The sequence below is a fragment of the Fulvimonas soli genome (assembly GCF_003148905.1).
GTDB lineage: Bacteria > Pseudomonadota > Gammaproteobacteria > Xanthomonadales > Rhodanobacteraceae > Fulvimonas > Fulvimonas soli.
On record NZ_QGHC01000003.1, the window covers coordinates 89,856 to 115,080 of the forward strand.

At 72.8% G+C, this 25,225-nt stretch carries 26 protein-coding genes; 17 read left to right on the plus strand and 9 right to left on the minus strand.

Annotation, left to right across the window (positions count from 1 at the left end):
- Positions 1–82: 82 nt before the first annotated feature.
- Positions 83–1,012: a DMT family transporter gene (locus C7456_RS04375; protein WP_109722555.1), complete on the plus strand. Its 930-nt coding sequence runs from the start codon at positions 83–85 to the stop codon at positions 1,010–1,012.
- Here the strand turns inward: C7456_RS04375 and C7456_RS04380 are convergent.
- Positions 1,009–1,905 (minus strand): LysR family transcriptional regulator, encoded by an 897-nt coding sequence (locus tag C7456_RS04380; RefSeq protein ID WP_109722556.1) that lies wholly within the window; start codon positions 1,903–1,905, stop codon positions 1,009–1,011. The genes C7456_RS04375 and C7456_RS04380 overlap by 4 nt on opposite strands.
- Before the next feature lie 112 nt (positions 1,906–2,017).
- On the opposite strand from C7456_RS04380, the gene C7456_RS04385 reads away from it, so the two are divergent.
- A complete protein-coding gene (locus C7456_RS04385) occupies positions 2,018–2,659 on the plus strand; it encodes an NAD(P)-dependent oxidoreductase (protein WP_109722557.1) in 642 nt (213 codons plus the stop codon).
- Between the two features lie 63 nt (positions 2,660–2,722).
- Here C7456_RS04385 and C7456_RS04390 read toward each other — a convergent pair whose 3' ends face one another.
- From C7456_RS04390 to C7456_RS04400, 3 genes are all read right to left on the minus strand, one after another.
- On the minus strand, positions 2,723–3,847 hold the full coding sequence (locus tag C7456_RS04390; RefSeq protein WP_211306242.1) for a copper resistance protein B: 1,125 nt from the start codon (positions 3,845–3,847) through the stop codon (positions 2,723–2,725).
- Positions 3,844–5,619 carry a copper resistance system multicopper oxidase gene (locus tag C7456_RS04395; RefSeq protein WP_109722559.1) on the minus strand — a complete coding sequence of 592 codons (1,776 nt, stop codon included), beginning with the start codon at positions 5,617–5,619 and terminating at the stop codon, positions 3,844–3,846. The genes C7456_RS04390 and C7456_RS04395 overlap by 4 nt, the downstream gene beginning before the upstream one ends.
- 87 nt (positions 5,620–5,706) lie before the next feature.
- Positions 5,707–6,075: a hypothetical protein gene (locus C7456_RS04400; RefSeq protein WP_109722560.1), complete on the minus strand. Its 369-nt coding sequence runs from the start codon at positions 6,073–6,075 to the stop codon at positions 5,707–5,709.
- 104 nt (positions 6,076–6,179) lie between these two features.
- Here C7456_RS04400 and C7456_RS04405 point away from each other — a divergent pair, with 104 nt between their 5' ends.
- The 9 genes from C7456_RS04405 (at position 6,180) to C7456_RS04445 (ending at position 15,872) form a co-directional block, all read left to right on the plus strand.
- Positions 6,180–7,058 (plus strand): 23S rRNA (adenine(2030)-N(6))-methyltransferase RlmJ, encoded by an 879-nt coding sequence (locus tag C7456_RS04405; protein ID WP_109722561.1) that lies wholly within the window; start codon positions 6,180–6,182, stop codon positions 7,056–7,058.
- Between the two features lie 132 nt (positions 7,059–7,190).
- Positions 7,191–7,691 (plus strand): Slp family lipoprotein, encoded by a 501-nt coding sequence (locus tag C7456_RS04410; protein ID WP_109722562.1) that lies wholly within the window; start codon positions 7,191–7,193, stop codon positions 7,689–7,691.
- A 252-nt stretch (positions 7,692–7,943) separates the two neighbouring features.
- The gene (locus C7456_RS04415) at positions 7,944–8,852 is read left to right on the plus strand and encodes a cation diffusion facilitator family transporter (RefSeq protein WP_109722563.1); all 909 of its coding nucleotides are present in this window, start codon (positions 7,944–7,946) and stop codon (positions 8,850–8,852) included.
- Positions 8,853–9,019: 167 nt separating this feature from the next.
- Positions 9,020–9,625, plus strand: coding sequence for a GNAT family N-acetyltransferase (locus tag C7456_RS04420; RefSeq protein ID WP_109722780.1), 606 nt, complete (start codon positions 9,020–9,022; stop codon positions 9,623–9,625).
- A gap of 306 nt (positions 9,626–9,931) precedes the next feature.
- Positions 9,932–13,465, plus strand: a complete 3,534-nt coding sequence (gene mfd, locus C7456_RS04425; RefSeq protein WP_109722564.1) for a transcription-repair coupling factor — start codon at positions 9,932–9,934, stop codon at positions 13,463–13,465.
- A 100-nt stretch (positions 13,466–13,565) separates the two neighbouring features.
- A complete protein-coding gene (locus C7456_RS04430; RefSeq protein WP_211306244.1) occupies positions 13,566–14,018 on the plus strand; it encodes a GNAT family N-acetyltransferase in 453 nt (150 codons plus the stop codon).
- A gap of 146 nt (positions 14,019–14,164) precedes the next feature.
- A complete protein-coding gene (locus tag C7456_RS04435; protein WP_109722566.1) occupies positions 14,165–14,410 on the plus strand; it encodes a hypothetical protein in 246 nt (81 codons plus the stop codon).
- A 91-nt stretch (positions 14,411–14,501) separates the two neighbouring features.
- Entirely contained in the window at positions 14,502–14,741 is a 240-nt protein-coding gene (locus C7456_RS17305; protein ID WP_109722567.1) for a hypothetical protein, read from the plus strand.
- A gap of 243 nt (positions 14,742–14,984) precedes the next feature.
- The gene (locus C7456_RS04445; RefSeq protein ID WP_211306246.1) at positions 14,985–15,872 is read left to right on the plus strand and encodes a TraB/GumN family protein; all 888 of its coding nucleotides are present in this window, start codon (positions 14,985–14,987) and stop codon (positions 15,870–15,872) included.
- A gap of 113 nt (positions 15,873–15,985) precedes the next feature.
- Here the strand turns inward: C7456_RS04445 and C7456_RS04450 are convergent, their stop codons facing one another.
- Together C7456_RS04450 and C7456_RS04455 are read right to left on the minus strand one after the other, a co-directional pair.
- Positions 15,986–16,987: an aldo/keto reductase gene (locus C7456_RS04450; RefSeq protein WP_109722569.1), complete on the minus strand. Its 1,002-nt coding sequence runs from the start codon at positions 16,985–16,987 to the stop codon at positions 15,986–15,988.
- A gap of 23 nt (positions 16,988–17,010) precedes the next feature.
- Entirely contained in the window at positions 17,011–17,904 is an 894-nt protein-coding gene (locus C7456_RS04455) for an EamA family transporter (protein WP_109722570.1), read from the minus strand.
- Between the two features lie 93 nt (positions 17,905–17,997).
- Here C7456_RS04455 and C7456_RS04460 point away from each other — a divergent pair, with 93 nt between their 5' ends.
- The 5 genes from C7456_RS04460 to C7456_RS04480 all read left to right on the plus strand — a co-directional run bounded on the left by C7456_RS04460 (position 17,998) and on the right by C7456_RS04480 (position 22,965).
- Positions 17,998–18,462 carry an Lrp/AsnC family transcriptional regulator gene (locus C7456_RS04460; RefSeq protein WP_109722571.1) on the plus strand — a complete coding sequence of 155 codons (465 nt, stop codon included), beginning with the start codon at positions 17,998–18,000 and terminating at the stop codon, positions 18,460–18,462.
- Between the two features lie 107 nt (positions 18,463–18,569).
- Positions 18,570–20,810 carry a DNA topoisomerase IV subunit A gene (parC, locus tag C7456_RS04465; protein ID WP_109722572.1) on the plus strand — a complete coding sequence of 747 codons (2,241 nt, stop codon included), beginning with the start codon at positions 18,570–18,572 and terminating at the stop codon, positions 20,808–20,810.
- A 200-nt stretch (positions 20,811–21,010) separates the two neighbouring features.
- Positions 21,011–21,556, plus strand: coding sequence for a hypothetical protein (locus C7456_RS04470; RefSeq protein WP_109722573.1), 546 nt, complete (start codon positions 21,011–21,013; stop codon positions 21,554–21,556).
- A gap of 348 nt (positions 21,557–21,904) precedes the next feature.
- Positions 21,905–22,192, plus strand: coding sequence for a lipoate-protein ligase small subunit (lplB, locus tag C7456_RS04475; RefSeq protein WP_109722574.1), 288 nt, complete (start codon positions 21,905–21,907; stop codon positions 22,190–22,192).
- The gene (locus C7456_RS04480; protein ID WP_245889763.1) at positions 22,192–22,965 is read left to right on the plus strand and encodes a lipoate--protein ligase family protein; all 774 of its coding nucleotides are present in this window, start codon (positions 22,192–22,194) and stop codon (positions 22,963–22,965) included. Before lplB ends, C7456_RS04480 begins: the two co-directional genes overlap by 1 nt.
- Positions 22,966–22,981: 16 nt before the next feature.
- Here C7456_RS04480 and C7456_RS04485 read toward each other — a convergent pair whose 3' ends face one another.
- Positions 22,982–23,617, minus strand: a complete 636-nt coding sequence (locus C7456_RS04485; RefSeq protein ID WP_109722575.1) for a cation efflux transmembrane domain-containing protein — start codon at positions 23,615–23,617, stop codon at positions 22,982–22,984.
- A 66-nt stretch (positions 23,618–23,683) separates the two neighbouring features.
- On the opposite strand from C7456_RS04485, the gene C7456_RS04490 reads away from it, so the two are divergent.
- The gene (locus tag C7456_RS04490) at positions 23,684–24,076 is read left to right on the plus strand and encodes a MerR family transcriptional regulator (protein ID WP_109722576.1); all 393 of its coding nucleotides are present in this window, start codon (positions 23,684–23,686) and stop codon (positions 24,074–24,076) included.
- A gap of 233 nt (positions 24,077–24,309) precedes the next feature.
- Here C7456_RS04490 and C7456_RS04495 read toward each other — a convergent pair whose 3' ends face one another.
- On the minus strand, positions 24,310–24,738 hold the full coding sequence (locus tag C7456_RS04495) for an NUDIX hydrolase (RefSeq protein WP_245889764.1): 429 nt from the start codon (positions 24,736–24,738) through the stop codon (positions 24,310–24,312).
- Complete coding sequence (locus C7456_RS04500) at positions 24,717–25,205, minus strand: NUDIX hydrolase (protein ID WP_109722577.1); 489 nt, start codon at positions 25,203–25,205, stop codon at positions 24,717–24,719. Before C7456_RS04500 ends, C7456_RS04495 begins: the two co-directional genes overlap by 22 nt.
- Positions 25,206–25,225 lie beyond the last annotated feature (20 nt).

The window sequence follows — 25,225 nt, forward strand, 5'->3', positions numbered from 1 at the left end:
CCCGAAGCCCACCGCCGCAAGACCTCGCTGGACGCACCGCCCGGCGCCTACAATGCCCGCCCCCTCCCCTCGCGCGTTCCCCATGCAAGCCGTCAACAAGGCCCGCCTGCAGATCCACTTCTGCGTGCTGCTGTGGGGCTTCACCGCCATTCTCGGCAAGCTGATCAGCCTGTCCGCGCTGCCCTTGGTGTGGTGGCGCATGCTGCTGGTGAGCGGGGCGCTGCTGCTGGTGCCGCGGGTCTGGCGGGCGCTGCGCGCGATGCCGGTGCGGCTGCGCTGCGCCTATGCCGGCATCGGCGTGCTGGTGTCGCTGCACTGGCTCACCTTCTACGCCGCGATCAAGCTCTCCAACGCCTCGGTGGGCGCCACCTGCATCGCGCTGGGCCCGGTGTTCCTGGCCTTCGTCGAGCCGTGGATCGCGCGGCGGCGCTTCGACCCGCGCGAGCTGCTGCTCGGCATCGCGGTGGTGCCCGGCGTGGCGCTGGTCGCCGGCGGCGTGCCGCACGGCATGCGGGCCGGCATCGCGGTGGGCGCGCTGTCGGCGCTGCTGGTGGCGCTGTTCGGCGCCTGCAACAAGCGGCTGGCGGAACACGGCGACCCGCTCGCCGTCACCTGCCTGGAGCTGGGCGCCGGCACCGTCTTCCTCGCCGCGCTGGCGCCGCTGCTGCCGCATGCCGGCCCCGCGTTCCCGCTGCCCGGCGCGCGCGACGCGCTGCTGCTGCTGGCGCTGGCCTTCGGCTGCACGCTGCTGCCGTTCGCGCTGGTGCTGTCGGCGCTGCGCCACGTCAGCGCCTTCGGCATGCAGGTGGTGACCAACCTGGAGCCGGTCTACGCGATCGTGCTGGCGATCGTGCTGCTGGGCGAGCAGCGCGAGCTGGACGTGCGCTTCTACCTGGGCGTGGCGGTGATCCTCGCCGCGGTGTTCGCCCATCCGCTGCTGCACCGCGAGCGGCGGCGCCCGGAGCACGCCGAGCTGCTCGGCACCGCCGAGAGCCGCGGCGTGGCCGACTAGCGCGCCGCCAGCGCGGCGCGCAGGTGGTCGATGAAGGCGCGCACCTTGGCCGGCGGCCGCTGGCCCGGATAGACCGCGTGGAAGCTGCCCTCGGGCAGGCGGTACGCGGGCAGCAGCCGGCGCAGCCGCCCGGCGTCCAGGTCGGCCTCGACCATGAAGTCGGGCAGCACCGCCAGGCCGGCGCCGGCCAGCGCCATCGCGTGCACCGCGGCGGCGCTGTCGGCCTGCGCGCGCGGCCGCAGGCGCGCCGCGTGGCGCGCGCCGCGACGGTCGGCGAGGCTCCAGCGCGTGGGCGAGGACAGCGCGGTGAGCGCGATCGCGTCGTGTTCGGCCAGGTCCTGCGGGCGCCGCGGCGCGCCGCGCGCGTCGAGGTAGGCCGGCGCGGCGACCAGCCACTGCTGGAAGCCGTCCAGGCGCACCGCGTGCAGGCCGGAATCGCGCAGCGGGCCGCCGCGGATCGCCAGGTCGAAGCGCTCGCCGATCAGGTCGCGCAGCTGGTCGTCCAGCACCAGGTCGGCGCGCAGCTGCGGGTGCAGGCGCAGGAAGCCGGCCAGCGCCGGCGCGATCACCATGGCGCCGTAGTTGGCCGGCGCGGTGAGGCGCAGCGTGCCGCGCGGCAGCTCGCGCCCGGCGCCGACGCGCTCGATCGCTGCCTGCGCCTCGGCCAGGATGCGCACGCAGTCCTCGTGGAAGGCCGCGCCGGCCTCGGTCAGCGCCATCCGCCGCGTGCTGCGCACCAGCAGCGTCGCGCCCAGCTCGCGCTCCAGCCGCGCCAGGTGCTGGCTCACCATCGCCTTGGTCAGGCCCAGCTGCGCGGCCGCCGCGGTGAACGAGCCGGCCCGCACCACCGCGGCGAACACCGCCAGCCGGTTGAGGTTGACCTCGCCGCCCATGGTCCCTCCTTTGCCAATCGAAACTTGACGATGAATTACCCATGGGTGCGTTTATCGATCCAATGATCCGGCGCATGCTGTGCGCCGTTCCCCTTGCCATGGAGCCATTCCCATGAAACTCGCCCTGTTCGGCGCCACCGGCCACGTCGGCCGGAGCATCCTCGACGAGGCGCTGGCGCGCGGCCACCGGGTCGTCGCCGTCGTGCGCGACCCGGCGCGGCTGGACCGCCGTCACGCGAAGCTGGAGGTCGTGGCCGGCGACGCGGCCAGGCCCGCCACCTGGCTCGACGCGGTGCGCGGCAGCGATGCGGCCATCGCCAGCCTGTCCGCCCGCCGCGACGGCGACAACGCCGTCATCCCCGCCCTTGCCCGCACCCTGCTGGAGCACCTGCCCGAGGCGGGCGTGAAGCGGCTGCTGTGGGTGGGCGGCGCGGGCTCGCTGGAGACCGCGCCGGGCGTGCGGGTGATCGACGATCCCGCCTTTCCCGCGGCGTGGAAGCCGGAGGCGGAAGGCCAGGCCAGGGCGCTGGAGGTGTTCCGCGCCAGCGATTCCGGCGTGGACTGGACTTTCGTCAGCCCCGCCGCCCTGCTGGAGGACGGCGAGCGCACCGGCGCCTACCGCCTCGGCGGCGACCGGCTGCTGGTCGATGCGCAGGGCGCGAGCCGGATCAGCGTGGCCGACTTCGCCGTCGCCATGCTCGACCGCGCGGAAAAGGACGATGCGCCGCGGCGGCGGGTATCGGTTGCGTACTGACCTGATGCTGCTGGTGAGGGGCCGGCCGGAGCAAACCGCCCCGACACCGCCCTCGGCCGGCGGCTAGAACCAGAACCTCACCCCCGCCACCCACGCCGTCTCGCGCGCCGGCTCCGGCCGCCGCGGCGGATCGAACCGCCCGAAGCGCCGCGTCCAGCCGATGCCGAGATAGGGCGCGAAGCGGCGGCTGATCTCGTAGCGCAGGCGCAGGCCGGCCTCGGCCTCGCTCAACCCGGCGCGCACGCCGCGGGCCGGGTCGTCCCTGCCGTAGACGTCCAGTTCCAGCCGCGGCTGCAACAGCAGCCGCTGGGTGAAGCGCAGCTCGTAGCTCGCCTCCAGCCGCGCCGCGGTGCGTCCCCCGCTGCCGGCGTACGCGGTGGCCGACAGCTCGAACCAGTAGGGTGCCAGTCCCTGCACGCCGAACGCGGCCCATTGCCGCGACGGGCCGCCGCCGGCGTCGTGGCGCACGCCCAACTGCCAGTCCCAGAACGCGGCGGCCGCATGGCTCCACAGCAGCTCGATGCGTGCCTCGCGCAGGCCGCCGTCCCCGCGTTCGCCCTCGCTCTTCAGCCACAGCCGGTCGAGATCGCCGCCCCACCAGGCCTCGCCTTCCCAGGCCATGCCGTCGTCGCCGCGCGTCGCGCGGCGGTATTCGAGGCGGTCGAGCCGCAGCATCGCGCGCGGGGCGTCGCCGTGCATCTGCATGGCGTCGGCCATGCGCGCCGCGGGCACCGGCGTGGGCCCGCCTGAAGGCGGCGCGGGCGGCACGTGGTCGTTCGGCGGGCGGCCGTCCATGGACGTGCCCCCATCGCCGGCGGCCGTGCCCGGCATGGCTTCCCCGCCGCCGTGCGGCATGTCCTGCCTGTCCATGGCGTGCCGGTCGTGCGGCATGTCCGGCATGCCGGCGGCCTGGCCACCGTGCGCCATGCCGGGCATCGCCATCGCGTCGTGGCCCGCACGTGCCGCGGGCTTCGTCGCGCGAGGCGCGGCGTGCGGCTTCGCCGCCGGCGTCTTCTGCGGCGGCTCCATGTCCATGCCGGGCATGTCGTCCATCGGCATCGCCGGCGCGGCGGTGCTTGAAGGAGCAGGCGGCGCTTCCGCCTCGCTGGGGTGCATGTGCTGCGCCATCGCAGCCGTGCCGAGCGTGCAAAGCAGGCCCAGCGCGGGAATCGAGCCTCTCGCCTTCATGCCACCACCACCTCGCGGAACATGCCCGCCTCCATGTGGTAGAGCAGGTGGCAGTGGTAGGCCCAGCGGCCCGCCGCGTCGGCGCTGACGCGGTAGCTCAGCCGCTGCGCCGGCTGCACGCTCACCGTGTGCTTGCGCACCAGGAACTCGCCGCGCTCGTCCTCCAGCTCGCTCCACATGCCGTGCAGGTGGATCGGGTGGGTCATCATGGTGTCGTTGACCAGGGTGATGCGCACGTGCTCGCCGTGCCTGAGCCGCAGCGGCGGCGCCTTGGCGTAGCGGGCGGCGTCGAACGACCACAGGTAGCGCTGCATGTTGCCGGTGAGGCGCAGGGTCAGCTCGCGGTCCACGCGCGGCGAGATCGGCGCGGTGAGCGTGCGCAGGTCGGCGTAGCCGAGCACGCGCCGGCCGTTGCCGCGCAGGCCGACGCCGGGATCGTCGAGGTCGGTGCGCGGCCGCGCCACGCGCATGTCCACCTCGGGGCCGGTGGCCAGCGCGGCGGATGCGGCCGGCGCCGCGCCCGCGCCGTGGCCCATCGCCATGTGGTCCATCGCGGCATGGCCCATTCCGGCCCGGTCCATCGCCGCGTGGTCCATGCCCGGCATGCCGTCCGCGCCGGCCGGCGGCGCGGCCATGCCCATCGCGCCCATCATGTCCGCCATCGCCAGCCGCGGACGCGGGTCGAGCGGCGGCACCTCCGCGCGCAGGCCGGGACGCGGCGCCAGCGTGCCGCAGGCGTAGCCGCTGCGGTCCATGCTCTGCGCGAAGATCGTCCAGGCGCGGTCGGCCGCCGGCCGCACGATCACGTCCAGCGTCTCGGCGGTGCCGAGGCGGAACTCGTCCACGCTCACCGGCTCCACGTCCTGGCCGTCGGCGGCGACCACGGTCATCTTCAGGCCGGGGATGCGCACGTCGAAGAAGCTCATCGACGAGCCGTTGATGAAGCGCAGCCGCACCCGCTCGCCGGCGGCGAACAGGCCGGTCCAGTTGGCGGCCGGCGCGTGGCCGTTCATCAGGTAGGTGTAGGCGGCGCCGGAGACGTCGGCGAGGTCGCTGGGGTCCATCCGCATGCGCTGCCACATGCGCCGCTCGTCCAGCGCGGCGCGCAGGCCGCGCGCATGGGCGTCGCGCAGGAACTCGCCGACGGTGGGCTCGCCGCGGTTGTAGTAGTCGGACTGCTTCTTGAGGTTGGCGTAGATGCGCTCGGGGTCGTCGTCGGTCCAGTCGCTGAGCAGCACCACGTGGTCGCGCTCGGCCGGATGCCGCTCGCCGCCGCGCGGCTCGATCACGATGGGGCCGTACAGCCCGGTCTGCTCCTGGAAGCGCGAGTGGCCGTGGTACCAGTAGGTGCCCGCCTGGTTCACCGCGAAGCGGTAGACGTACTCGCCGCCCGGCGGGATGCCGTCGAAGCTCAGCCCCGGCACGCCGTCCATGTCGGCCGGCAGCACGATGCCGTGCCAGTGGATCGAGCTGGTCACCGGCAGCACGTTGCGCACGCGCAGCGTCACCGTGTCGCCCTGCCGCCAGCGCAGCAGCGGCGCGGGCAGTCGCCCGTTGACCACGGTGGCGAGGCGGCGGCGCCCGGTGAAGTCGACCGGCAGCTCGCCGATCTCCAGTTCGAAAGTGGTGCCGCGCAGTTCGGCGCGCGGCGCGGCCTGCGCCGGCGCCCGCCACGGCGCCCATCCCAGGCCGGCGGCCACGCCGCCCAGCGCGAGGCCCTGCACGAAACGCCGGCGCGGCAGCAGCACGCCGCGCGGATCCTGTCTGTTCATCGTCGTTGTGTCCGTCGTCCGCGCCTGCCAGTCAGGCGCAACCACCTCGCCGGGTCCGGCCCGGCGGCTCGAGCGAAATGACGACGGTCAGGCGCTGGGCGGCCGCAACGGCGGCGGCCGCGCGGGCTGCGGCGCCGCGCCGGCGACGGGCGCCGGCATGCCGGCCTTCGCCATCGGGCCCGGCAACGCGGCGAGCGCGGCGGCCGGAACCGCCGGCGCGTGCGCGCAGGCGCAGGCCTCGCACACGCCGGCATGCAGGTGATCGTGGACGTGCCTGGCGGCCCCGCCGCCGTGCGTCGCGTGCGCGTGCATCGCGCCGTGCGCCGCCATGCCGCCCGTGGAGGCGCAGCAGCCGCCCTGCCCCCAGGCCGCGCCGGCCAGCGCCAGCCAGGCGCACAGCGCCAGCGCGAACAGCGCGCGGCGGCGGCGTAGCGACGGAAGGAGGCGCGGACCCATGCGCCGAGCATAGCCATGCCGCGCGCACGCGCTCAACTCTGGAGCCGGATGCAGGCCATCGGCGGTCGGCCGCTATAATCCAGCGCCCTTGCACGGCGCCCGCCATGAACTACCGCCACGCCTACCACGCCGGCAACCACGCCGACGTCCTCAAGCACGTCGTGCTGCTCGCGCTGGTCGAGGCCCTACGCGCGAAGCCGGCGCCGTTCGCCTTCGTCGACACCCACGCCGGCAGCGGCTGCTACGCGCTGGACGGCGCCGAGGCCGGCAAGACCGGCGAATGGCGCGACGGCGTCGGCCGCCTGCTGTTCCCCGACCTGCACGCCCACGGCGAGGCCGCCGCGCTGCCGCCGCTGCTGCGCCGCTGGCTGGACGGCCTGCTCGCGCTGCCCGGCAACGAGCACGGCCTGAAGCTCTATCCCGGCTCGCCGCTGCAGGCCGCGCGCGCGATGCGCGACACCGACGGCGCGCAGCTGTGCGAGCTGCATCCGGAGGAGGCCGAACGCCTGCGCGGGCTGTTCCGCCGCGACGCGCGCGTGCACGTGCACCAGCGCGACGGCTACGAGGCGCTGAAGGCGCTGCTGCCGCCGAAGGAGAAGCGCGGCCTGGTGCTGATCGACCCGCCCTACGAGGCGCAGGAGGCCGAGTACCGGCTGATCGAGCGGGCGCTGAAGGCCGCGCTGCAGCGCTGGCCCGGCGGCACCTATGCGGTGTGGTACCCGGTCAAGCTGCGCAGCCAGGTGCAGCCCTTCCTGCGCTGGCTGCAGCACTGCGGCGCCCGGCGCGTGCTGCGCGCCGAGCTGCTGGTGCATCCGGACGACTCGCCCCTGCGCCTCAACGGCTCGGGCATGGCCATCGTCAACGCGCCGTGGAAGCTGGACGAGACGCTGCGCGAGCCGCTGCGTGCGCTGGCGCGGCTGCTGGCGCAGGAACGACCTGCCGCGTGGACGCTGGACTGGCCGGTGGCGGAGCCGGCGGGCTGACCGGCCGGGGCTGCTGGGCATTGGCCGCACACGCCACCGCCCGCTGAACGCACGCCCCGCCCCCACGCCCGGCGGACGCCGCTTGATGTAGCGTAGCCGCCGACCCGGCCATGCCTCCGAGGAGCCCGTCCCATGCGCATCCCCGCCCGACTCACCCTCGCCGCGCTGCCCGCGCTCGCGCTGGCCGCCTGCGCGCCGGCGCCGATCTACAAGCCCGCGCCCGACGCCGTGGCCGCCGTGCCGGCGCAGGTGGCGCAGTCGCCCGAGCGCTACGCCAACGGCTCGGTGATCTGGGGCGGCCGCATCGTCGGCGTGACCAACTACGCCGACCACAGCGAGATCGAGCTGCTCGCCTACCCGCTCGACGGCTCGCAGCGGCCCAAGGCCAACGACAGCGGCAACGGCCGCTTCATCGCGGTGATGCAGGGCTACGTGGAGCCGCTGGACTATCCCGCCGGCGGCCTGATGACGGTGAGCGGCCGCATCGACGGCAGCCGCGCCGGCAAGGTGGGCGGGGCGGCCTACGTGTTCCCGCTGGTGCGCGTGGCGCAGGCGCACGTGTGGAGCGCCGACGAGATGCGCAAGGGCCATCCCAACGTCAGCTTCGGCGTGGGGGTGGGCGTGGTGCGCTGACGCCGCGCCCGGCGCGGTTCCGCCACCGCCCAACGTTTTTGGTCGCGCTCCCTCCGCACTCGCGGCGGGGGAGCGTCGCGTCCCGCGCTCCAGCCGCAGGGACGCGGGCCAGGCCTGCCGCATGCCGTGCCTGTTCCCGGGGACGCATGCGCGCCTCCGCGCCTTGCATGCGGCGCACGGGATCACTAGGCCGCGGGCACGCCGGGCGCGGTTGCCGATAAACTAGCCCGCCCTCTCCCAAGGACGCGGACCATGTCGGGCCATGCCAACTCGCTGAAGGCGATCCTCCTCGCGCTCGGCGCCAACTTCGCGATCTTCGTCAGCAAGCTGGTCGCCGCGGTGGTGACCGGCTCGGGCGCGATGCTGGCCGAGGCGGTGCACTCGCTGGCCGACTGCGGCAACCAGGGCCTGCTGCTGCTGGGCATGCGCCAGGCGAAGCGGCCGCCGTCGGACGAGTACCCGCTGGGCTGGGGCCGCGCGCTGTACTTCTGGTCGTTCCTGGTGGCGATGCTGCTGTTCAGCGTGGGCGGCGTGTTCTCCATCTACGAGGGCGTGCACAAGCTCGCCCATCCCGAGCCGCTGAAGTGGCCGTGGCTGGCGCTGGGCGTGCTGGTGTTCGGCATCGTCGCCGAGAGCATCTCCATGCGCGGCTGCCTGCAGGAGGTGAACAAGGCGCGCGGCGACCTGAGCCTGTGGCAATGGTTCCGCGCCACGCGCTCCAGTGAGCTGCTGGTGATCTTCGGCGAGGACCTGGCCGCCCTGCTCGGCCTGTGCCTGGCCGCGCTGGCGGTGGGCGCCACCATGCTCACCGGCGACCTGGTCTACGACGCGCTCGGCACCATCGCCATCGGCGTGCTGCTGGTGGCGGTCGCGGTGGCGGTGGCGATCGAGGTGAAGGCGCTGCTGATCGGCCAGGGCGTGGAGCCGCAGCGCCGCGCCGAGCTGCTCACCTTCCTCAAGAGCCGTCCGGAAGTGGCCGAGGTGCTCAACCTGCTCACCCTGCAGATGGGCCCGGACGTGGTGGTGGCGGTGAAGGCGCGCATGAACCCCGCCGGCGGCGAGACGGGGCTGATCCAGGCCATCAACGCCGTCGAGGCCGCGATGAAGGCGCAGTTCCCGGACGTGCGCTGGAGCTTCTTCGAGCCGGACCTGGCCGACTGAGCCGGCCGCGCCGGCAATCCATGACGCACAGCAGCATTTCCGCGCGCGACCGGCGGGCGGCGCTTCACGCCGCGGATGCGCAGCCTGCGACATAAAGCCACCGCATCGTCCGGCCGAAACCCGGCACTATTCATGTTGCGATGCACACAATACGGTAAAGTATGGCCATGAACGCCGCCATCGACTTCGCCGCTCCCGACCGCTACCCGGCGCTGCCGCCGCCCAGCCGTCGCCGCTTCTCCCCCGCCCTGGTGCCGCGTCCGCCGCAGGGCGAGCGCGTGACGGCGCACGACGGCCGCCGCGTGCTGCTGCGGCCGATCTCGCCCGGCGACGTTGCCGCGATGCAGCGCTGCTTCAGGCGCCTGTCGCCGGAGGACGTGCGGCGCCGCTTCCTGCATGCGATGTCGGAGCTGCCCGAGCCGATGGCGCAGCGCCTGTGCAACCTGGACCCGGTGCGCGAGGCGGCCTTCGTGCTGATGGACGACGGCGTGTCGCCCGCCGAGATGCGCGGCGTCGGCCGCATCTACGTGGACGAGGCGGCCAACAGCGCGGAGTTCTCCGTGCTGGTGGAGCGCGACTGGTCCCGCGTGGGCCTGGGCGCGCTGCTGATGCAGCGGCTGGTGGACGAGTGCCGCCGCCGCGGCCTCGACGAGCTGTGGGGCTACGTGCTGCTGGAAAACCGCCCGATGCTGCAGCTGTGCAAGGAGCTGGGCTTCACCCGCCGCCTGAGCCCGGACGACCCGGGCATCGCGCAGATCGCGCTGCTGCTCTGAGCGCCTGTTCACGATCTCCAAGTATCCCCCCCCATGGAACGTCATCCCGGCGAAAGCTGGGATCCGGCGGCGTTGGCTTTTCGAGGGAACGTCACCGGATGACCAGCCCTTCGGCTGTCGAAAAGCGCCTCCTGCCTTCGCAGGGATGACGGCGAGGCAATAGCCGGACCGACGGTAGATCGTGAACCGGCTCTGACCCGGCGTCCATGACTCCCGGCAGCCCCGGTCCGCCGCGGCTGTCGCGCTACACTTGCGCGCTTTCCCGGCGCGGCCGCCCATGGCCGCGCCACGAACGCCGCGTCCCCCATGCCGACCCCGATCCCGCATCCCCCACTTCCCGCCACGCCGAAGCAGCGCCGCTACTGGACGCCGCCGCACGGTTCCGCCCGCGCGCTGCTGATCGCCGAGGCCGCGCGCTCGCACGGGGGCCTGCTGGTGGCGGTGGCGCGCGACACCCAGCGCGCCTCCGCGCTGGAGGAGGAGCTGCGCATCTTCGCCGGCGGCCTGCCGGTGCTGCACTTCCCCGACTGGGAGACGCTGCCCTACGACGTGTTCAGCCCGCACCCGGAGATCGTCTCGCAGCGCATCGCCACGCTGTACCGCCTGCCCAACGTCCGGCGCGGCGTGCTGGTGGTGCCGGTCGCCACGCTGATGCAGCGCATCGCCCCGCGCACGCACATCGCCGGCAGCGGGCTGGTGGTGGCACGGGGCCAGAAGCTCGACCTCGCCGCCGAGCAGCGCCGGCTGGAAGCCAGCGGCTACCGCAACGTGCCGCAGGTGACCGAGCCCGGCGACTACGCGGTGCGCGGCGCGCTGATCGACATCTTCCCGATGGGCGCGGGCGAGCCCTACCGCATCGAGCTGTTCGACGACGAGGTGGAGTCGATCCGCAGCTTCGACCCGGACACGCAGCGCTCGCAGCAGCCGGTGGAGCGGGTCGAGCTGCTGCCCGCGCGCGAGTTCCCGCTCACCGGCGAGGCGGCCAAGGGCTTCCGCGACCGCCTGCGCGAGCGCTTCCCGATCGACGTGCGCCGCTGTCCGCTCTACCAGGACATGAAGGAAGGCGTGACGCCCGGCGGCATCGAGTACTACCTGCCGCTGTTCTTCGGGCAGACCGCCACGCTGTTCGACTACCTGGGCGGCGACGCGCTGTTCGTGATGGGCGAGGGCGCGGGCGAGGCCGCCGAGCAGTTCTGGGCGCAGACCGGCGAGCGCTACGAACAGCGCGCGCACGACGTCGAGCGCCCGGTGCTGCCGCCGGCCGAGCTGTACCTGTCGCCGGAGCAGCTGCGCGAGCAGCTCAACCGGCGCCTGCGCGTGGAGATCGTCGCCAGCGGCCACGAGCATGCCGTCGACGCCGGCACCCAGCCCGCGCCGGAGCTGCCGCTCAACCGCAAGGGCGAGGAGCCGGGCACGTCGCTGCGCCACTTCCTCGCCGGCTATCCCGGCCGCGTGCTGGTCGCGGCCGACTCCGCCGGCCGCCGCGAGGCGCTGGCGGAGACGCTGGCAGGCGCGGGCCTGAAGCCGGAACAGGTCGACAGCTGGCCGGCCTTCCTCGACCGCCGTCCCGGCGCAAGCCGGGACCCAGCGACTTTGGAGGCCGGAAAGACGCTGGATTCCGGCTTGCGCCGGAATGACGAGCAAGACCTCCCCCGCTTCGCCATCGCCGTCGCCCCGCTGGAACAGGGCTTCGCGCTGCGCACGCCCGCGCTCACCGTGCTCACCGAGCGCGAGCTGTACGGCGAGCGCGTGCGCACCGAGCGGCGGCGCCGGCGCGGCGCGGCACGCGACCCCGAGGCGGTCATCCGCGACCTCACCGAGCTCAGCGTCGGCGCGCCGATCGTGCACGTCGACCACGGCGTGGGCCGCTACCAGGGCCTGGTGTCGATGGAACTGGGCGGCATGCAGGGCGAGTTCCTGGTCATCGAGTACGCCAGGGGCGACAAGCTCTACGTGCCGGTGGCGCAGCTCGGCCTGGTCAGCCGCTATTCCGGCACCGCGCCGGAGCTGGCGCCGCTGCATTCGCTGGGCGGCGACGCCTGGGAGCGCGCGCGCCGCAAGGCCGCCGAGAAGGCGCGCGACGTGGCGGCCGAGCTGCTGGCGATCTACGCCCAGCGCGAGGCGCGCGGCGGCCAGGCGCTGGCCATCGACCGCCAGCTGGTGGAGGAATTCGGCGCCGGCTTCCCGTTCGAGGAGACGCCCGACCAGCAGCAGGCGATCGACGCGGTGCTCGCCGACCTGGCCGCGCCGCGCGCGATGGACCGGGTGATCTGCGGCGACGTCGGCTTCGGCAAGACCGAGGTGGCGCTGCGCGCCGCCTTCGCCGCCGCCACCGCCGGCAAGCAGGTGGCGGTGCTGGTGCCCACCACCCTGCTCGCCCAGCAGCACTACCGCAACTTCGCCGACCGCTTCGCCGACTGGCCGGTGAAGGTGGACGTGCTCTCGCGCTTCAAGTCCGGCAAGGAGGTGAACGAGGCGCTCAAGCGCCTGGCCGAGGGCCGGATCGACGTCATCATAGGCACCCACAAGCTGCTGCAACCGGAAGTGAAGTTCAAGAACCTCGGCCTGGTGATCGTGGACGAGGAGCAGCGCTTCGGCGTGCGCCAGAAGGAGCAGCTGAAGAAGCTGCGCGCCGAGGTGGACCTGCTCACCATGACCGCCACGCCGATCCCGCGCACGCTGAACATGGCGATGGGCGGCCTGCGCGACCTCTCGCTGATCGCCACCCCGCCCGCGCACCGCATGGCCGTGCGCACTTTCATCTCCACCTGGGAGCCGGCGCTGATCCGCGAGGCGTTCCAGCGCGAGCTGGCGCGCGGCGGCCAGGTGTACTTCCTGCACAACGAGGTGCAGAGCATCGAGCGCACCGCGCGCGAGCTGGAGGCGCTGATCCCCGAGGCGCGCATCGGCATCGCCCACGGCCAGATGGCCGAGCGCGAGCTGGAGCAGGTGATGGCCGACTTCCACCGCCAGCGCTACAACGTGCTGGTGTGCACCACCATCATCGAGACCGGCATCGACATCCCCACCGCCAACACCATCGTGATCGACCGCGCCGACCGCTTCGGCCTGGCCCAGCTGCACCAGCTGCGCGGCCGCGTGGGCCGCTCGCACCATCGCGCCTACGCCTACCTGATCGTGCCCGACCGCAAGGCGATGACCGCCGACGCCGAGAAGCGCCTGGAGGCGCTGGCCTCGCTGGAGGAGCTGGGCGCCGGCTTCACCCTCGCCACCCACGACCTGGAGATCCGCGGCGCGGGCGAGCTGCTGGGCGACGAACAGTCCGGCCAGATCCAGGAGATCGGCTTCGGCCTCTACACCGAGCTGCTGGAACGCGCGGTGCAGGCGCTCAAGAGCGGCAAGGTGCCCGACTTCGACCTGTCCAGCGAGCACGAGACCGAGGTGGAGCTGCACCTGCCCGCGCTGATCCCCGACGACTACCTGCCCGACGTGCACGCGCGCCTGACCCTGTACAAGCGCATCGCCAGCGCGCGCGGCGAGGACGCGCTGCGCGACCTGCAGGTGGAGATGATCGACCGCTTCGGCCTGCTGCCCGAGCCCGCCAAGACCCTGTTCGCGCTGTCCGGCCTGAAGCTGATGGCCACGCCGCTGGGCATCCGCAAGCTCGACTTCGGCCCCAACGGGGGCCGCATCACCTTCCGCGAGAAGCCGGACGTCGACCCGATGGCGATCATCCGCCTGATCCAGAGCCAGCCGCGCGTCTACAAGCTGGACGGCCAGGACAAGCTGCGCGTCACCCTGGACCTGCCCGGCGCCAGCGAGCGCATACGCAGCGCGCAGGAAGTACTGGTGCAGCTCGGTGCGCGGCGTCCGGGCTGACGTGCTCCCTCTCCCTTCCGGGAAGTCCCCGGACACCACAAACCCAACGGCAGAAGGCGCTATGGGCGTAAGAACGGCCGAAACAACGGAACTCGACCAGTTGGCCGGCATCTGGCACGACGGCTGGCAGGACGCCCATGCCCGGCTTCTGCCGGCCGAGCTCGCCCGGCATCGGACGCTGGAGAGCTTTCGGCACAGGCTCCAGGAAGACCTGGCCAACCTGCGGGTCGCGGGACCGCCGGGCCAGCCGCTTGGTTTCTGCATCGTCAAGGACGACGAGCTTTACCAACTCTACGTTGCCGCCGGCGCGCGAGGTTCCGGAGTCGCGGCGGAACTCCTGGCGGATGCGGAGGAACGTCTCCGTGCCCTCGGCGTCCGGACGGCGTGGCTCGCCTGCGCGATCGGCAACGAGCGGGCGGCAAGGTTCTACGAGAAGCGTGGCTGGCACCGCGTCGGAAACAGGATCATCCGGTTGCCGACGCCGGACGGATTTTTTCCGCTTGAAGTCTGGCGCCATGAGAAGGACCTCGGCGAGGCATCGCGTCCCGCGTAGGTGGCTCGCGTCGTTCCGGACGGACTGCATGGAAGAGATGGCCCGGCAAAAGGCACCTAACGGGTCGCTGCGGCCGACGCCATTTCGCCACCCGGGCTACCATCGGCCGAGCTCAAGCCTTGGTCACGAGGAAGCAAGGAGGCCGCATGAAAGGCCCGATAAGCCGCTACTTCCAGATGATTGTCGGGGCGATCGGCGCAATCTCGTCGGGCGCCCTGATCGTGATGTCCGTCAAGAGCGGCAGAGCTCCAGGCCCTGGCATGGCCTGGTGGATCACCGACTCCGGATACTCGAGTGCGACGGATCCATCGCAATACTGGTTCATGCTTTTCCTGTTCGCCGTGGGCCTCGCGGGTTTCGCCTGGCTTGCGTGGCGCGCCTACCGCGACTAGTTTCCGCCATTGCACAAGCCGACGCGCATGCCGCGCCGCTCGACCCAAGCGCTGGACCACGGTGGCCACAGCGATACGCCTTTCAGCCTGGATGGACACGGTCGCCAGCGTGGCCGCTTTCGCCGCGGCGCTCTGGCTGCGGCCACGGTCCGAGGCGGCAGCGGCGGAGGCCATGGCCCCGTATGGTCGCAACGTTGACTCGGGCGCGTACCAGCTGGCGGCCGCAAACGGGTACTTCTTCCCGGTGGCCGCGTTGCCCGGCCTCGCGGCCGTCGCCATGTTCCGTGGCTGGCCGTGGCGCAAGCCGCTGCACTTGTGTGGGCCGTTGTAGTCCTTCCTCCGGTTCGGCTGCTGGTCCCGGGGATCCATCGCGCCACGGTCCAATAACTCACTACCCGCCCGTACCGCAGGCCTTGCGCGGCGCATTCGAGCCGGCATGCTGGCATGGATGGGCGATGTCGTTCGCGGCCGCCGGTCTCACGGACACCCCGTGTTTTTTTGTACCTTGTTCGAGCCACTGCCACCGGCGGCGCCGGAAGCGCATCGGGCCTTGCCGCAATCAGGGGGAAGCACCATGGGGTTGGGATTCTGGTCCAAGCGGCTGATTCTGGCGTTCGCCGTCGCGTTTGCGGTGCTGGCGCCGGCCATCGCCCTCGCCAAGCCCGCGCTGTGGGTGGTCAGGGACGCCGACACCACCATCTACCTGTTCGGCACCGTGCACCTGCTGCCGCACGACACCGACTGGCACTATTCGGCGCTGGACAAGGCGCTGGCGGACAGCCAGGCGCTGTACGTGGAGCTGGTGGACGACGACCAGCTCCACATGGCCGCGCTGGTGCTGCGCTACGGGATCGACTCCGCGCACCCGCTGTCCAGCCTGCTCTCGCCGTCCGACTGGAGCCGCCTGCAGCACGCCGCGCAGCTGGCCGACGTGCCCGGCGGCGCCGGCGGGCTGAACATCATGAAGCCCTGGCTGGCCGCGCTCAGCCTGACGGTGGCGCCGCTGGCCAAGGCCGGCCTGGACCCGGCGCAAGGCGTGGACAAGCAGTTGCGCACGGCGATGGAGAAGGCCGGCAAGCCGGTGCGCGGGCTGGAGACCGCCGAGCAGCAGATCCGCTTCCTCGCCGACATGCCGGCCGCGCTGCAGCTCGGCCTGCTGCGCTCCACACTGCGCGAGACCGACCGCGCCACCCTGGAGCTGAAGAAGCTGATCGACGCCTGGAAGGCCGGCGACGACGCGGCCATCGCGAAGCTGGAGAACGAGATGCTGCGGCGCGAGGAACCGCAGCTCTACCAGCGCCTGCTGGTGGAGCGCAACGCCGCCTGGGCGCAGCGCATCAAGGCGATGCTGGAAGAGCCCGGCACGTACTTCATCGCGGTGGGCGCGGCGCACCTGGCCGGGCCGGACAGCGTGCAGGCCAGGCTCAGGGCGCTCGGCATCGATTCGACGCGGGAGCCGTAGGGAGGCGACCGGCCCGGCTCGGGCCACTCCTGAAGGCCGGGGCACTGGATTCCAGCTTGCGCTGGAATGACGAGCGGGGGCGGCGGCGGCTCCGCCCGCGGCTCCTCGATCACTCAGTCCGCCACGCCCGGCACGACGATGCCGGCCACCGGATGCGGCACATACGGCGCCTCCAGCCGCACGGCTTCCTCGTCCGGCAACGCCGGCGCGACGGCGGCCACCGCCTCCTCCAGGTGATGCATGCGGGTGGCGCCCACGATCGGCGCGGTCACCGCCGGCTGGCGCAGCAGCCAGGCCAGCGCCACCTGCGCGCGCGTCGCGCCGAGCCGCGCGGCGGCCTCGCCCACGCGGTCGACCACCTTGCGGTCCGCCTCGCGCATCGCGGCGTACACGCCGTCGCCCCAGGGATCGGAGCGGCCGCGCACCGTGCTCGGCTCGTCCTCCCACGCGCGCGCCAAGCGGCCACGCGCCAGCGGGCTCCACGGCACCACGCCGACGCCCTCGGCCCGGCACAGGTCGAGCATCTCGCGCTCCTCCTCGCGGTAGAGCAGGTTGTAGTGGTTCTGCATGGCGACGAAGCGGGTCCAGCCGTGCCGGCCGGCCACGTGCAGCGCCTTGCAGAACTGCCAGGCCAGCATCGTCGAGGCACCGAGGTAGCGCGCCTTGCCCGCCTTCACCACGTCGTGCAGCGCCTCCAGCGTCTCCTCGACCGGCGTGCCGGCATCCCAGCGGTGGATCTGGTACAGGTCCACGTAGTCCGTGCCGAGCCGGCGCAGGCTGGCGTCGATCTCGGTCATGATCGCCTTGCGCGAGAGGCCGCCGGCGTTGGGATCGGCGCGCATCGGATAGAACACCTTGGTGGCGACCACCACCTCCTCGCGCCGCGCGAAGTCGCGCAGCGCGCGGCCCAGCACTTCCTCGCTGGCGCCGCCGGAATACATGTTGGCGGTGTCGAAGTAGTTGACGCCCAGCTCCAGCGCGCGGCGGATGAACTGCCGTCCCTGCGCCTCGTCCAGGTGCCACGGCCGCTCGGCCGGGGACACCTCGTAGCTCATGCAGCCCAGGCCGATCCGGGAAACCTTGAGGCCGCTCCTGCCGAGTCTTGCGTATTGCATGGCGTGATCTCCGCAGGCGGCGCTCAGCGCGCCGCGCGATGGATGGCGATGCCGGCCATCACCAGGACGAGGCCGAGCGCCTCGTGCCGGCCGGGCCACTGCCGCAGCACCAGCAGGCCGATCAGGCAGGCCGTGGCCGGCAGCAGCGAGAGCAGCAGCGCGAAGCTGGCGCGCGGCAGGCGCGCCATCGCCAGCTGGTCGCAGACGTAGGGCACCGCCGAGGAGCACAGCCCGACGCCGACGCCCGCGGCGAGCAGCGGCGGGCTGGCGAACGCGGGCAGCGCGTCGCGCAGGCCCAGCGGCGCCACGCAGGCCAGGGCCACCAGCATGGCGGCGGCCAGCCGGTCGATGCCCTTGCCGCCGCCCTCCCCCGCCAGCCGGTGGCCGAGCGCGATGTACAGGGCGAACAGCGCGGCGTTGGCGAAGGCGAACGCGAAGCCCGCCGGCGTGCCGGCCAGGCGCACGCGCACGAGCAGGCCCACCCCGGCGACGGCCAGCGCGAGCGCCATCGCGTTGCGTGGCGTGCGCATGCCCGCCAGCGCCAGCGCGATCGGCCCGAGGAACTCGATCGCGCCGACCGTGGCCAGCGGCAGCCGCGCGATGGCCAGGTAGAAGCACGCGTTCATCGCGGCGAGCACCGCGCCCAGCGCGACGACGTCGCGCCGCACCGTCGCGGCCTGCCGTGAAAAGCCGCGCCACGGCCGCCGCCAGGCCGCGAACGCCGCCGCCGCACCGGCGATGCGCAGCCAGGCCACGCCCAGCGGCCCGAGCCGCGCGAACAGCAGCACCGCGAACGCCGGTCCCAGGTAGTGGAACACCGCGCTGACGACGAACCACAGCTGCGGCGGCAGCCGCTCCGCGGCGGAACGTGCCGCGACCGGACCATTGCCTGCCGGGAAACCCGCTGCCTTCTGCATGCTTCCACTTTTGCAGAGGATGGGCGCATCATCCATCCAACCTTCAAGGCCAAGCGAAGCCATTTTTTCGATATTGAAGGCCAGGAGACATCCATGCCTCAGATTTCCAGGCTGCTGGCCGACGCACGCAACGTCGCGCTGCTGCAGGCCCTGCTGGAGGACCCGCGCCAGCCGGTGACACGGCTGGCCGAGCGCGTCGGCATGTCCGCGCCCGCGGTGAAGGAGCGCCTCACCCGGCTGGAGGAAAGCGGCGTGATCCGCGGCTACCGGCTGGAACTGGACCCCGCCGCGCTGGGCTGGCCGATCACCGCCTACGTGCGCGTGCGCCCGGCGCCGGGGCAGCTGCCGAAGATCGCCGAGCTGGCGCGCAAGCTGCCGCAGGTGGCCGAGTGCCACCGCGTCACCGGCGAGGACTGCTTCGTCATCAAGGTGCACCTGGACGCGCTGGAGCACCTGGACACCATCCTCGACCGCTTCCTGCAGTACGGCCAGACCACTACCTCGATCGTGCAGTCCACCCCGGTGCCGCTGCGCGCGCCGCCGCTGCCCGGCGGCTAGGGCTCCGGCAAGGATCGCCGCCGCGCAAGCTGTCCCGCGCGGGGGCGTTCTGGCACCATCGGCCGGCTATCGGCGCCGCGGCGGCGCCATCACATCGACGCAATCGCATGAACCTGCAAGCCAACTACGAACAGATCCCGCTCAAGGAATACGCCGAGCGCGCCTACCTCGACTACTCGATGTACGTGGTGCTGGACCGCGCCCTGCCCTTCGTGGGCGACGGCCTCAAGCCCGTGCAGCGGCGCATCGTCTACGCGATGAGCGAGCTGGGCCTGGCCGCCACCGCCAAGCCGAAGAAGTCCGCGCGCACCGTGGGCGACGTGATCGGCAAGTTCCACCCGCACGGCGACAGCGCCTGCTACGAGGCGCTGGTGCTGATGGCGCAGCCGTTCTCGTACCGCTACCCGCTGATCGACGGCCAGGGCAACTTCGGCTCGCCGGACGATCCGAAGAGCTTCGCGGCGATGCGCTACACCGAGTCCAAGCTCACCCCGATCGCCGAGGCGCTGCTCGGCGAGCTCGGCCAGGGCACGGTGGACTTCGTGCCGAACTTCGACGGCACGCTGGAGGAGCCGAGCTGGCTGCCCGCGCGCGTGCCGCACATCCTGCTCAACGGCGCCACCGGCATCGCGGTGGGCATGGCCACCGACATCCCGCCGCACAACCTGCGCGAGGTGGCCGCCGCCTGCATCCGCCTGCTGGACGAGCCGGACGCCGGCGTGACCGAGCTGTGCGAGCACATCCTCGGCCCCGACTTCCCCACCGAGGCGGAGATCATCACGCCGCGCCGCGAGCTGCGCACGATCTACGAGACCGGCGGCGGCTCGGTGCGCGCCCGCGCCGTGTACAGGCGCGAGGACGGCAACATCGTGATCACCGCGCTGCCGCACCAGGTGAGTCCGTCGAAGATCCTCGAGCAGATCGCCGCGCAGATGCGCGCCAAGAAGCTGCCGATGATCGAGGACCTGCGCGACGAGTCCGACCACGAGAACCCGATCCGCCTGGTGATCGTGCCGCGCTCCAACCGCGTCGACCTCGACGAGATGATGCAGCACCTGTTCGCCACCACGGACCTGGAGAAGAGCTTCCGCGTCAACCTCAACATGATCGGCCTGGACGGCCGGCCGCAGGTGAAGGACTTGAAGCGCATCCTCACCGAGTGGCTGGCCTTCCGCACCGACACGGTGACGCGCCGCCTCAACCACCGCCTCGGCAAGGTCGAGCGCCGCCTGCACCTCCTGGAAGGCCTGCGCATCGCCTACCTCAACCTGGACGAGGTGATCCGCATCGTGCGCACCGAGGACGAGCCCAAGCCGGTGCTGATGGCGCGCTTCCGCCTGAGCGAGGAACAGGCCGACTACATCCTCGAAACCCGCCTGCGCCAGCTGGCGCGGCTGGAGGAGATGAAGATCAACGCCGAGCGCGACCAGCTGGAGGAGGAGCGCGCCAAGATCAACGTGCTGCTGAAGTCGCCGGCCAAGCTCAAGGGCCTGATCAAGCAGGAGCTGAAGGCCGACGCGGAGAAGTACGGCGACGCGCGCCGCTCGCCGCTGGTCGAGCGCGAGGCGGCGCAGGCGCTGGACGAGAGCGCGCTGGTGGCGAGCGAACCGGTCACCGTGGTGCTGAGCCGGAAGGGCTGGATCCGCGCCGCCAAGGGCCACGACGTGGACGCCGAGGGGCTGAGCTACCGCGAGGGCGACGGCCTGCTCGCCGCGGTGAAGGCGCGCACCACGCAGCAGGTGGCGGTGATCGACTCCAGCGGCCGCAGCTACTCCACGCCCGCGCACACGCTGCCCTCCGCGCGCGGCAACGGCGAGCCGCTGACCGGCCGCTTCAGCCCGCCCGCCGGCGCCAGCTTCGACGCGCTGGCCGCCGGCGACGACGACACCCGCCTGGTGCTGGCCACCGACCACGGCTACGGCTTCGTCACCCGCTTCGAGGCGCTGACCGGGCGCAACAAGGCCGGCAAGCAGCTGGTCTCGCTGACCGAGGGGGCCAGGCTGCTGGCGCCGCAGATCACCGCCGACCCGGCGCGCGACCGCATCGTGGTCGCCACCACCGAGGGCCACCTGCTGATGTTCTCGGTGGCCGAGCTGCCCGAGCTGGACAAGGGCAAGGGCAACAAGCTGATCGAGATTCCCAGGGCCAGGCTCGCCAGCGGCGAGGAAAAGGTGGCGGGCATCGCGGTGGTGGCCGAGGGCAGCGGCGAGGTGACGCTGTACGCCGGCCAGCGCAAGCTGATCCTGAAGTGGCCGGACCTGGTCGAGTACGGCGGCAACCGCGCCAGCCGCGGCGGCGTGCTGCCGCGCGGCTTCCGCCGCGTGGAGCGCATCGAGACCACCGGCTGATCCTCGGCTTTCGCTTCCCCTCTGGGTGAGGTTTCGTCTGCTCCCTCTCCCCTCCGGGGAGAGGGTCGGGGTGAGGGGCCGACCCTCGCGGCAAGGTCCCGCCCCCGCCAGCGGAACTTCCCGCGCACGAGCCTTTCCAACCCCGTTGTGCACGCCGGCACCGCTCGCGCGTTGGAAGCGGCATCCTCCCGGAGTTCCCCATGAAGACGATCCGCAGCACCGCCCTCCTCGCCGCCTGCCTGCTGGCCGGCACGGCGTGGGCGCAGAACGCCGGCAAGCCGCTCAACCTCAAGCTGCCGCCGGCCGGCAGCTATCCCGCCGCCAGCGGCAGCGCCGCCGGCACCGGCACGACGAACACCCAGGCGGCGCCGGCCGCCGGCAACGCGGCTCCCGCCGGCGCCGCCTCCACGGCCGCCGCCTCGAACGCGCAGGCGGGCCGTGCCGCCACGGCGGCGAACGCCTCGTCCTACCGCGCCGACCCGCCCGGCACCTACTACGGCGACACCAGCGGCCGCATGGGCAGCGACGAGACGGCGCGCGCCGTCCCCGCCTGCGACGACGCCACCTACAACCAGCCGCAGATGCACGGCAGCGTGGGCATGGGCGTGATGAGCGGCAACCACGTCAGCGGCAACTACCAGACCGGCACGGTCAGCCTCAGCCAGGCCTTCGGCAGCTGCGAGCATCCCACCGGCGGCGTGAGCATCTCCGTCGGCGGGGCGACCGGGCATTTCCACGGGCACTGAGCGGAAGCGCCGCCTGGGGCAGCAGGCCCGCGCATTGAAGCCGGCGCGTCCGCCGTCCCGCATCCAGCCTCCCGCGCCGCCATGCCGGCGAAAGCCGACCGGCGCGAAGCGCGCGGAACATCCGCGTGACGGAAAGGCCCGCAAGGCGAGCGCACCGGGTCGTCCAGCCGAAGTGCTTTCCTCGAAGCGCGGCAAACCCAAGGTCGTGTGCTTCGCACGGCATGCTCGGACTGGATTCCGGCTTTCGCCGGAATGACGGACGGGCCCGTTCGCGGCAGGAACCACTTGCGCCGCGCCCCCCGATCCGGGCACCGTCAACTTCCCGACAACGGCAGGTTCCCGGAGCCCATGCACGGCGAATACAAGATGCCCGGCGGCAAGCTGGTCGTGGTCGACCTCGACGTGCGCGACGGCCGGCTCGCCCATGTGCGCCTGAGCGGCGACTTCTTCCTCGAACCCGACGAGGCGCTGCGCGCGATCGACCGCGCGCTGGAAGGCCAGCCCGCCGACACCGGCGAGCACGCGCTGGCGGAGGCCGTCCGCCGCGGCCTGCCGGCGGACACGCTGATGTACGGCATCTCGCCCGAGGCCGTCGCGGTGGCGGTGCACCGCGCGCTGCGGCCGGAGACGGCCTGATGCGCACGCACTGGCGCGACCACGGGTGGCAGCTGATCCACGACGCGCCGCAGCCGCCGCTGCTGCACATGGCGCTGGACGAGGCGCTCACCGACGAGGTGGCCGCCGGCCGCCGCCCGCCCACGCTGCGCGTGTGGGAATGGGCCTCGCCCGCGGTGGTGATCGGCCGCTTCCAGTCGCTGCGCAACGAGGTGGACGGCGAGGCCGCGCGCCGGCACGGCATCGAGGTGGTGCGGCGGATCAGCGGCGGCGGCGCGATGTTCATCGAGCCGGGCAACACCATCACCTACTCCATCTACGCGCCGGCCTCGCTGGTCGAGGGCCTGTCCTTCCAGGAGTCCTACGCGCTGATGGACGCCTGGGTAATCGCGGCGCTGGGCGAGCTGGGCATCCGCGCCTGGTACCAGCCGCTCAACGACATCGCCTCGGACGCCGGCAAGATCGGCGGCGCCGCGCAGACCCGCCGCGGCGGCGCGGTGCTGCACCACGTCACCATGGCCTACGACATCGACGCGGCGAAGATGCTGGAGGTGCTGCGCATCGGCCGCGAGAAGCTGTCCGACAAGGGCACGCGGAGCGCCGCCAAGCGCGTGGACCCGCTGCGCAGCCAGACCGGCCTGCCGCGCGAGGCGGTGATCGCGCGCATGGTCGACACCTTCCGCCGCCGCCACGGGCTGGCCGACGACGCGCTGCGCCCCGGCGAGCTGGCTCGCGCGCAGGCGCTGGCGCAGCACAAGTTCGGCACCGCGCCCTGGCTCGCGGACGTGCCCTGAGCCGTCGTCCTGTGGATCAGCGGGTCGCCGCGGCCCGCGGCGCGCGGAACTGCGGCCACGCGGCGCGCAGCACGCCGAGGCCGGTACCCAGGAACAGCATGGCCAGCCCCGCGCCGAACAGCAGGTCGAGCCAGCCCCACCCGCTCCACGCGATGAGCCCGGCGGCGAGCAGCACGCCCGCGTTGCCGAGCACGTCGTTGCGCGAGCACAGCCAGACCGAGCGCATGTTGACGTCGTCGTCGCGGTAGCGCGTCAGCAGCCACAGGCAGGTCGCGTTGGCCGCCAGCGCGAGGCCGGCGGCGACCAGCATGACCGGCGGCAGCGGTGGACCGCCCACCACCAGCCGGTGCAGCGCCTGCGCCAGCACGCCGAGCGCGAACGCCAGCTGGATGCCGCCCTTGACCAGCGCCGCCGCGGCACGGGCGCGCAGCGCGCGCCCGGCCACGACCAGGCTGAGGCCGTACACCAGCGCGTCGCCGAGGCTGTCCAGCGAGTCGCCCTGCAGCGCGGTCGAGCGGGCCAGCCAGCCGGCGGCGTATTCGCCGGCGAAGATGGCCGCGTTGATCGCCAGCACCAGCCACAGCACGCGGCGGTGGTCCGGCGATCTGCGCGCCAGTCGCGCGCCGGTGAATTCGCAGCCGCAGCAGCCCATGCGTCGATTGATCGCCTTCGCGGAGGCTGGCAGGCTAAGGCCCGTAGCCGCTACGGAGTCAACGCCATGCGGATCAGCGAGCTGGCGCGCGCCGCCGGCTGCCACCTCGAGACCGTCCGCTACTACGAGCGCATCGGGCTGCTGCCGCGGCCGCTGCGCTCGGGCGCGGGCTACCGTTCCTATGGGCCGCGCGACGTGGAGCGCCTGCGCTTCATCGTGCGCAGCCGCGCGCTCGGCTTCGGCCTGGACGAGATCCGCGGCCTGCTGCGCCTGGCCGCGGCCGGGGACCTGCCGTGCGGCGAGGCGGACGAGCTGGCGCGGACGCACCTGGCCCAGGTCGAGGCGAAGCGCCGCGAGCTGGACGCGATGGCCGCCGAGCTGCGCGGCATGCTCGACGCCTGCCGCCACGGCACCACCGCGACCTGCACCATCCTGCGCGCGCTGGCCGAGCGGGGGTGATGCGGCCGGTTGTACGGGCGCAGCACGGCCTCCCGTGACAGCGCGCGGCCCATGCCCCTGCCGGGCCTGCGCTCGTCATTCCGGCGCAGGCCGGAGGCGCTTTTCAACAGCCGAAGGGCTGGTCATCCGGTGACGACACGGCCCGAACAGGCGGTATCGCTACTGGATTCCAGCTCGCGCTGGAACGACGGCTAAAAACCGCCGCCTCGAGAAGCTGGAAACCAGAGAGACTCTCAGCGCAGCAGCGGCAGGATGTGCTCGCGGCTGAGCCGCGCGATCGGCAGCCCGCCGGGCGCGGCGGGATCGATCCAGCGCAGCTCGGCGATCTCGGCCTGCGCGCGGATCTCGCCGCGCACCTGCACCTCGTAGACCTCGGCCTCGACCACGTGGCCGCGCTCGTTCGCCGCCGGCGCGCTGGCGCGGCACAGGAAGCGCGCCGAGCCGGGCAGCAGCTCGCAGCCCAGCTCCTCGCGCAGCTCGCGCGCCAGCGTGGCGAGGTCGTCGGCGTCGCCCGGATCGCGCTTGCCGCCGGGCTGCTGGAACACTTCGGCGCCGCGCTTGCGCACCAGCAGCGAGCGGCCCGCGCCGTCGCGGATCACCGCGGCGACGATGCGGATGCGCGGCGCGGCGTCCGGCGCGCTCACAGCCGGGTGTACGACCACGACTGCATGCGCCCGTCCCTGTACGGCATCACGCCATGGAACGGGCGCGGGTCGGCGTCGAACACCAGCGGCAGGAAGTGGCGGTCGCCCTCCCACATCGGCAGCTCCATCAGCCGGTCGCGCGGCACCCATTCCAGCGTGCCCTCGTGGTTGCCCGCGTGCGGCTCGCCGCTGAAGCCGTCGATCAGGAAGACGAAGCCCAGCCAGTCCTCGCCGTGCTTGCCGAAGCCGGGCCAGTTGAGCGTGCCGCGCAGGCGCATCGCCTCGCACTCGATGCCGGCTTCCTCGCGGATCTCGCGGCGCATGCAGGCGGCGATGTCCTCGCCCGGCTCCATCTTGCCGCCCAGGCCGTTGTACTTGCCCAGGTGCTGGTCGTCCGCCCGCGCGTTGCGGTGGATCATCAGCACCCGCGCGCGGTCGGGCGAGAGCACGTATCCCAGCGTGGCGACGATCGGCGTGTAGGGCATGGCGCGGCGGCCGGCAAAAG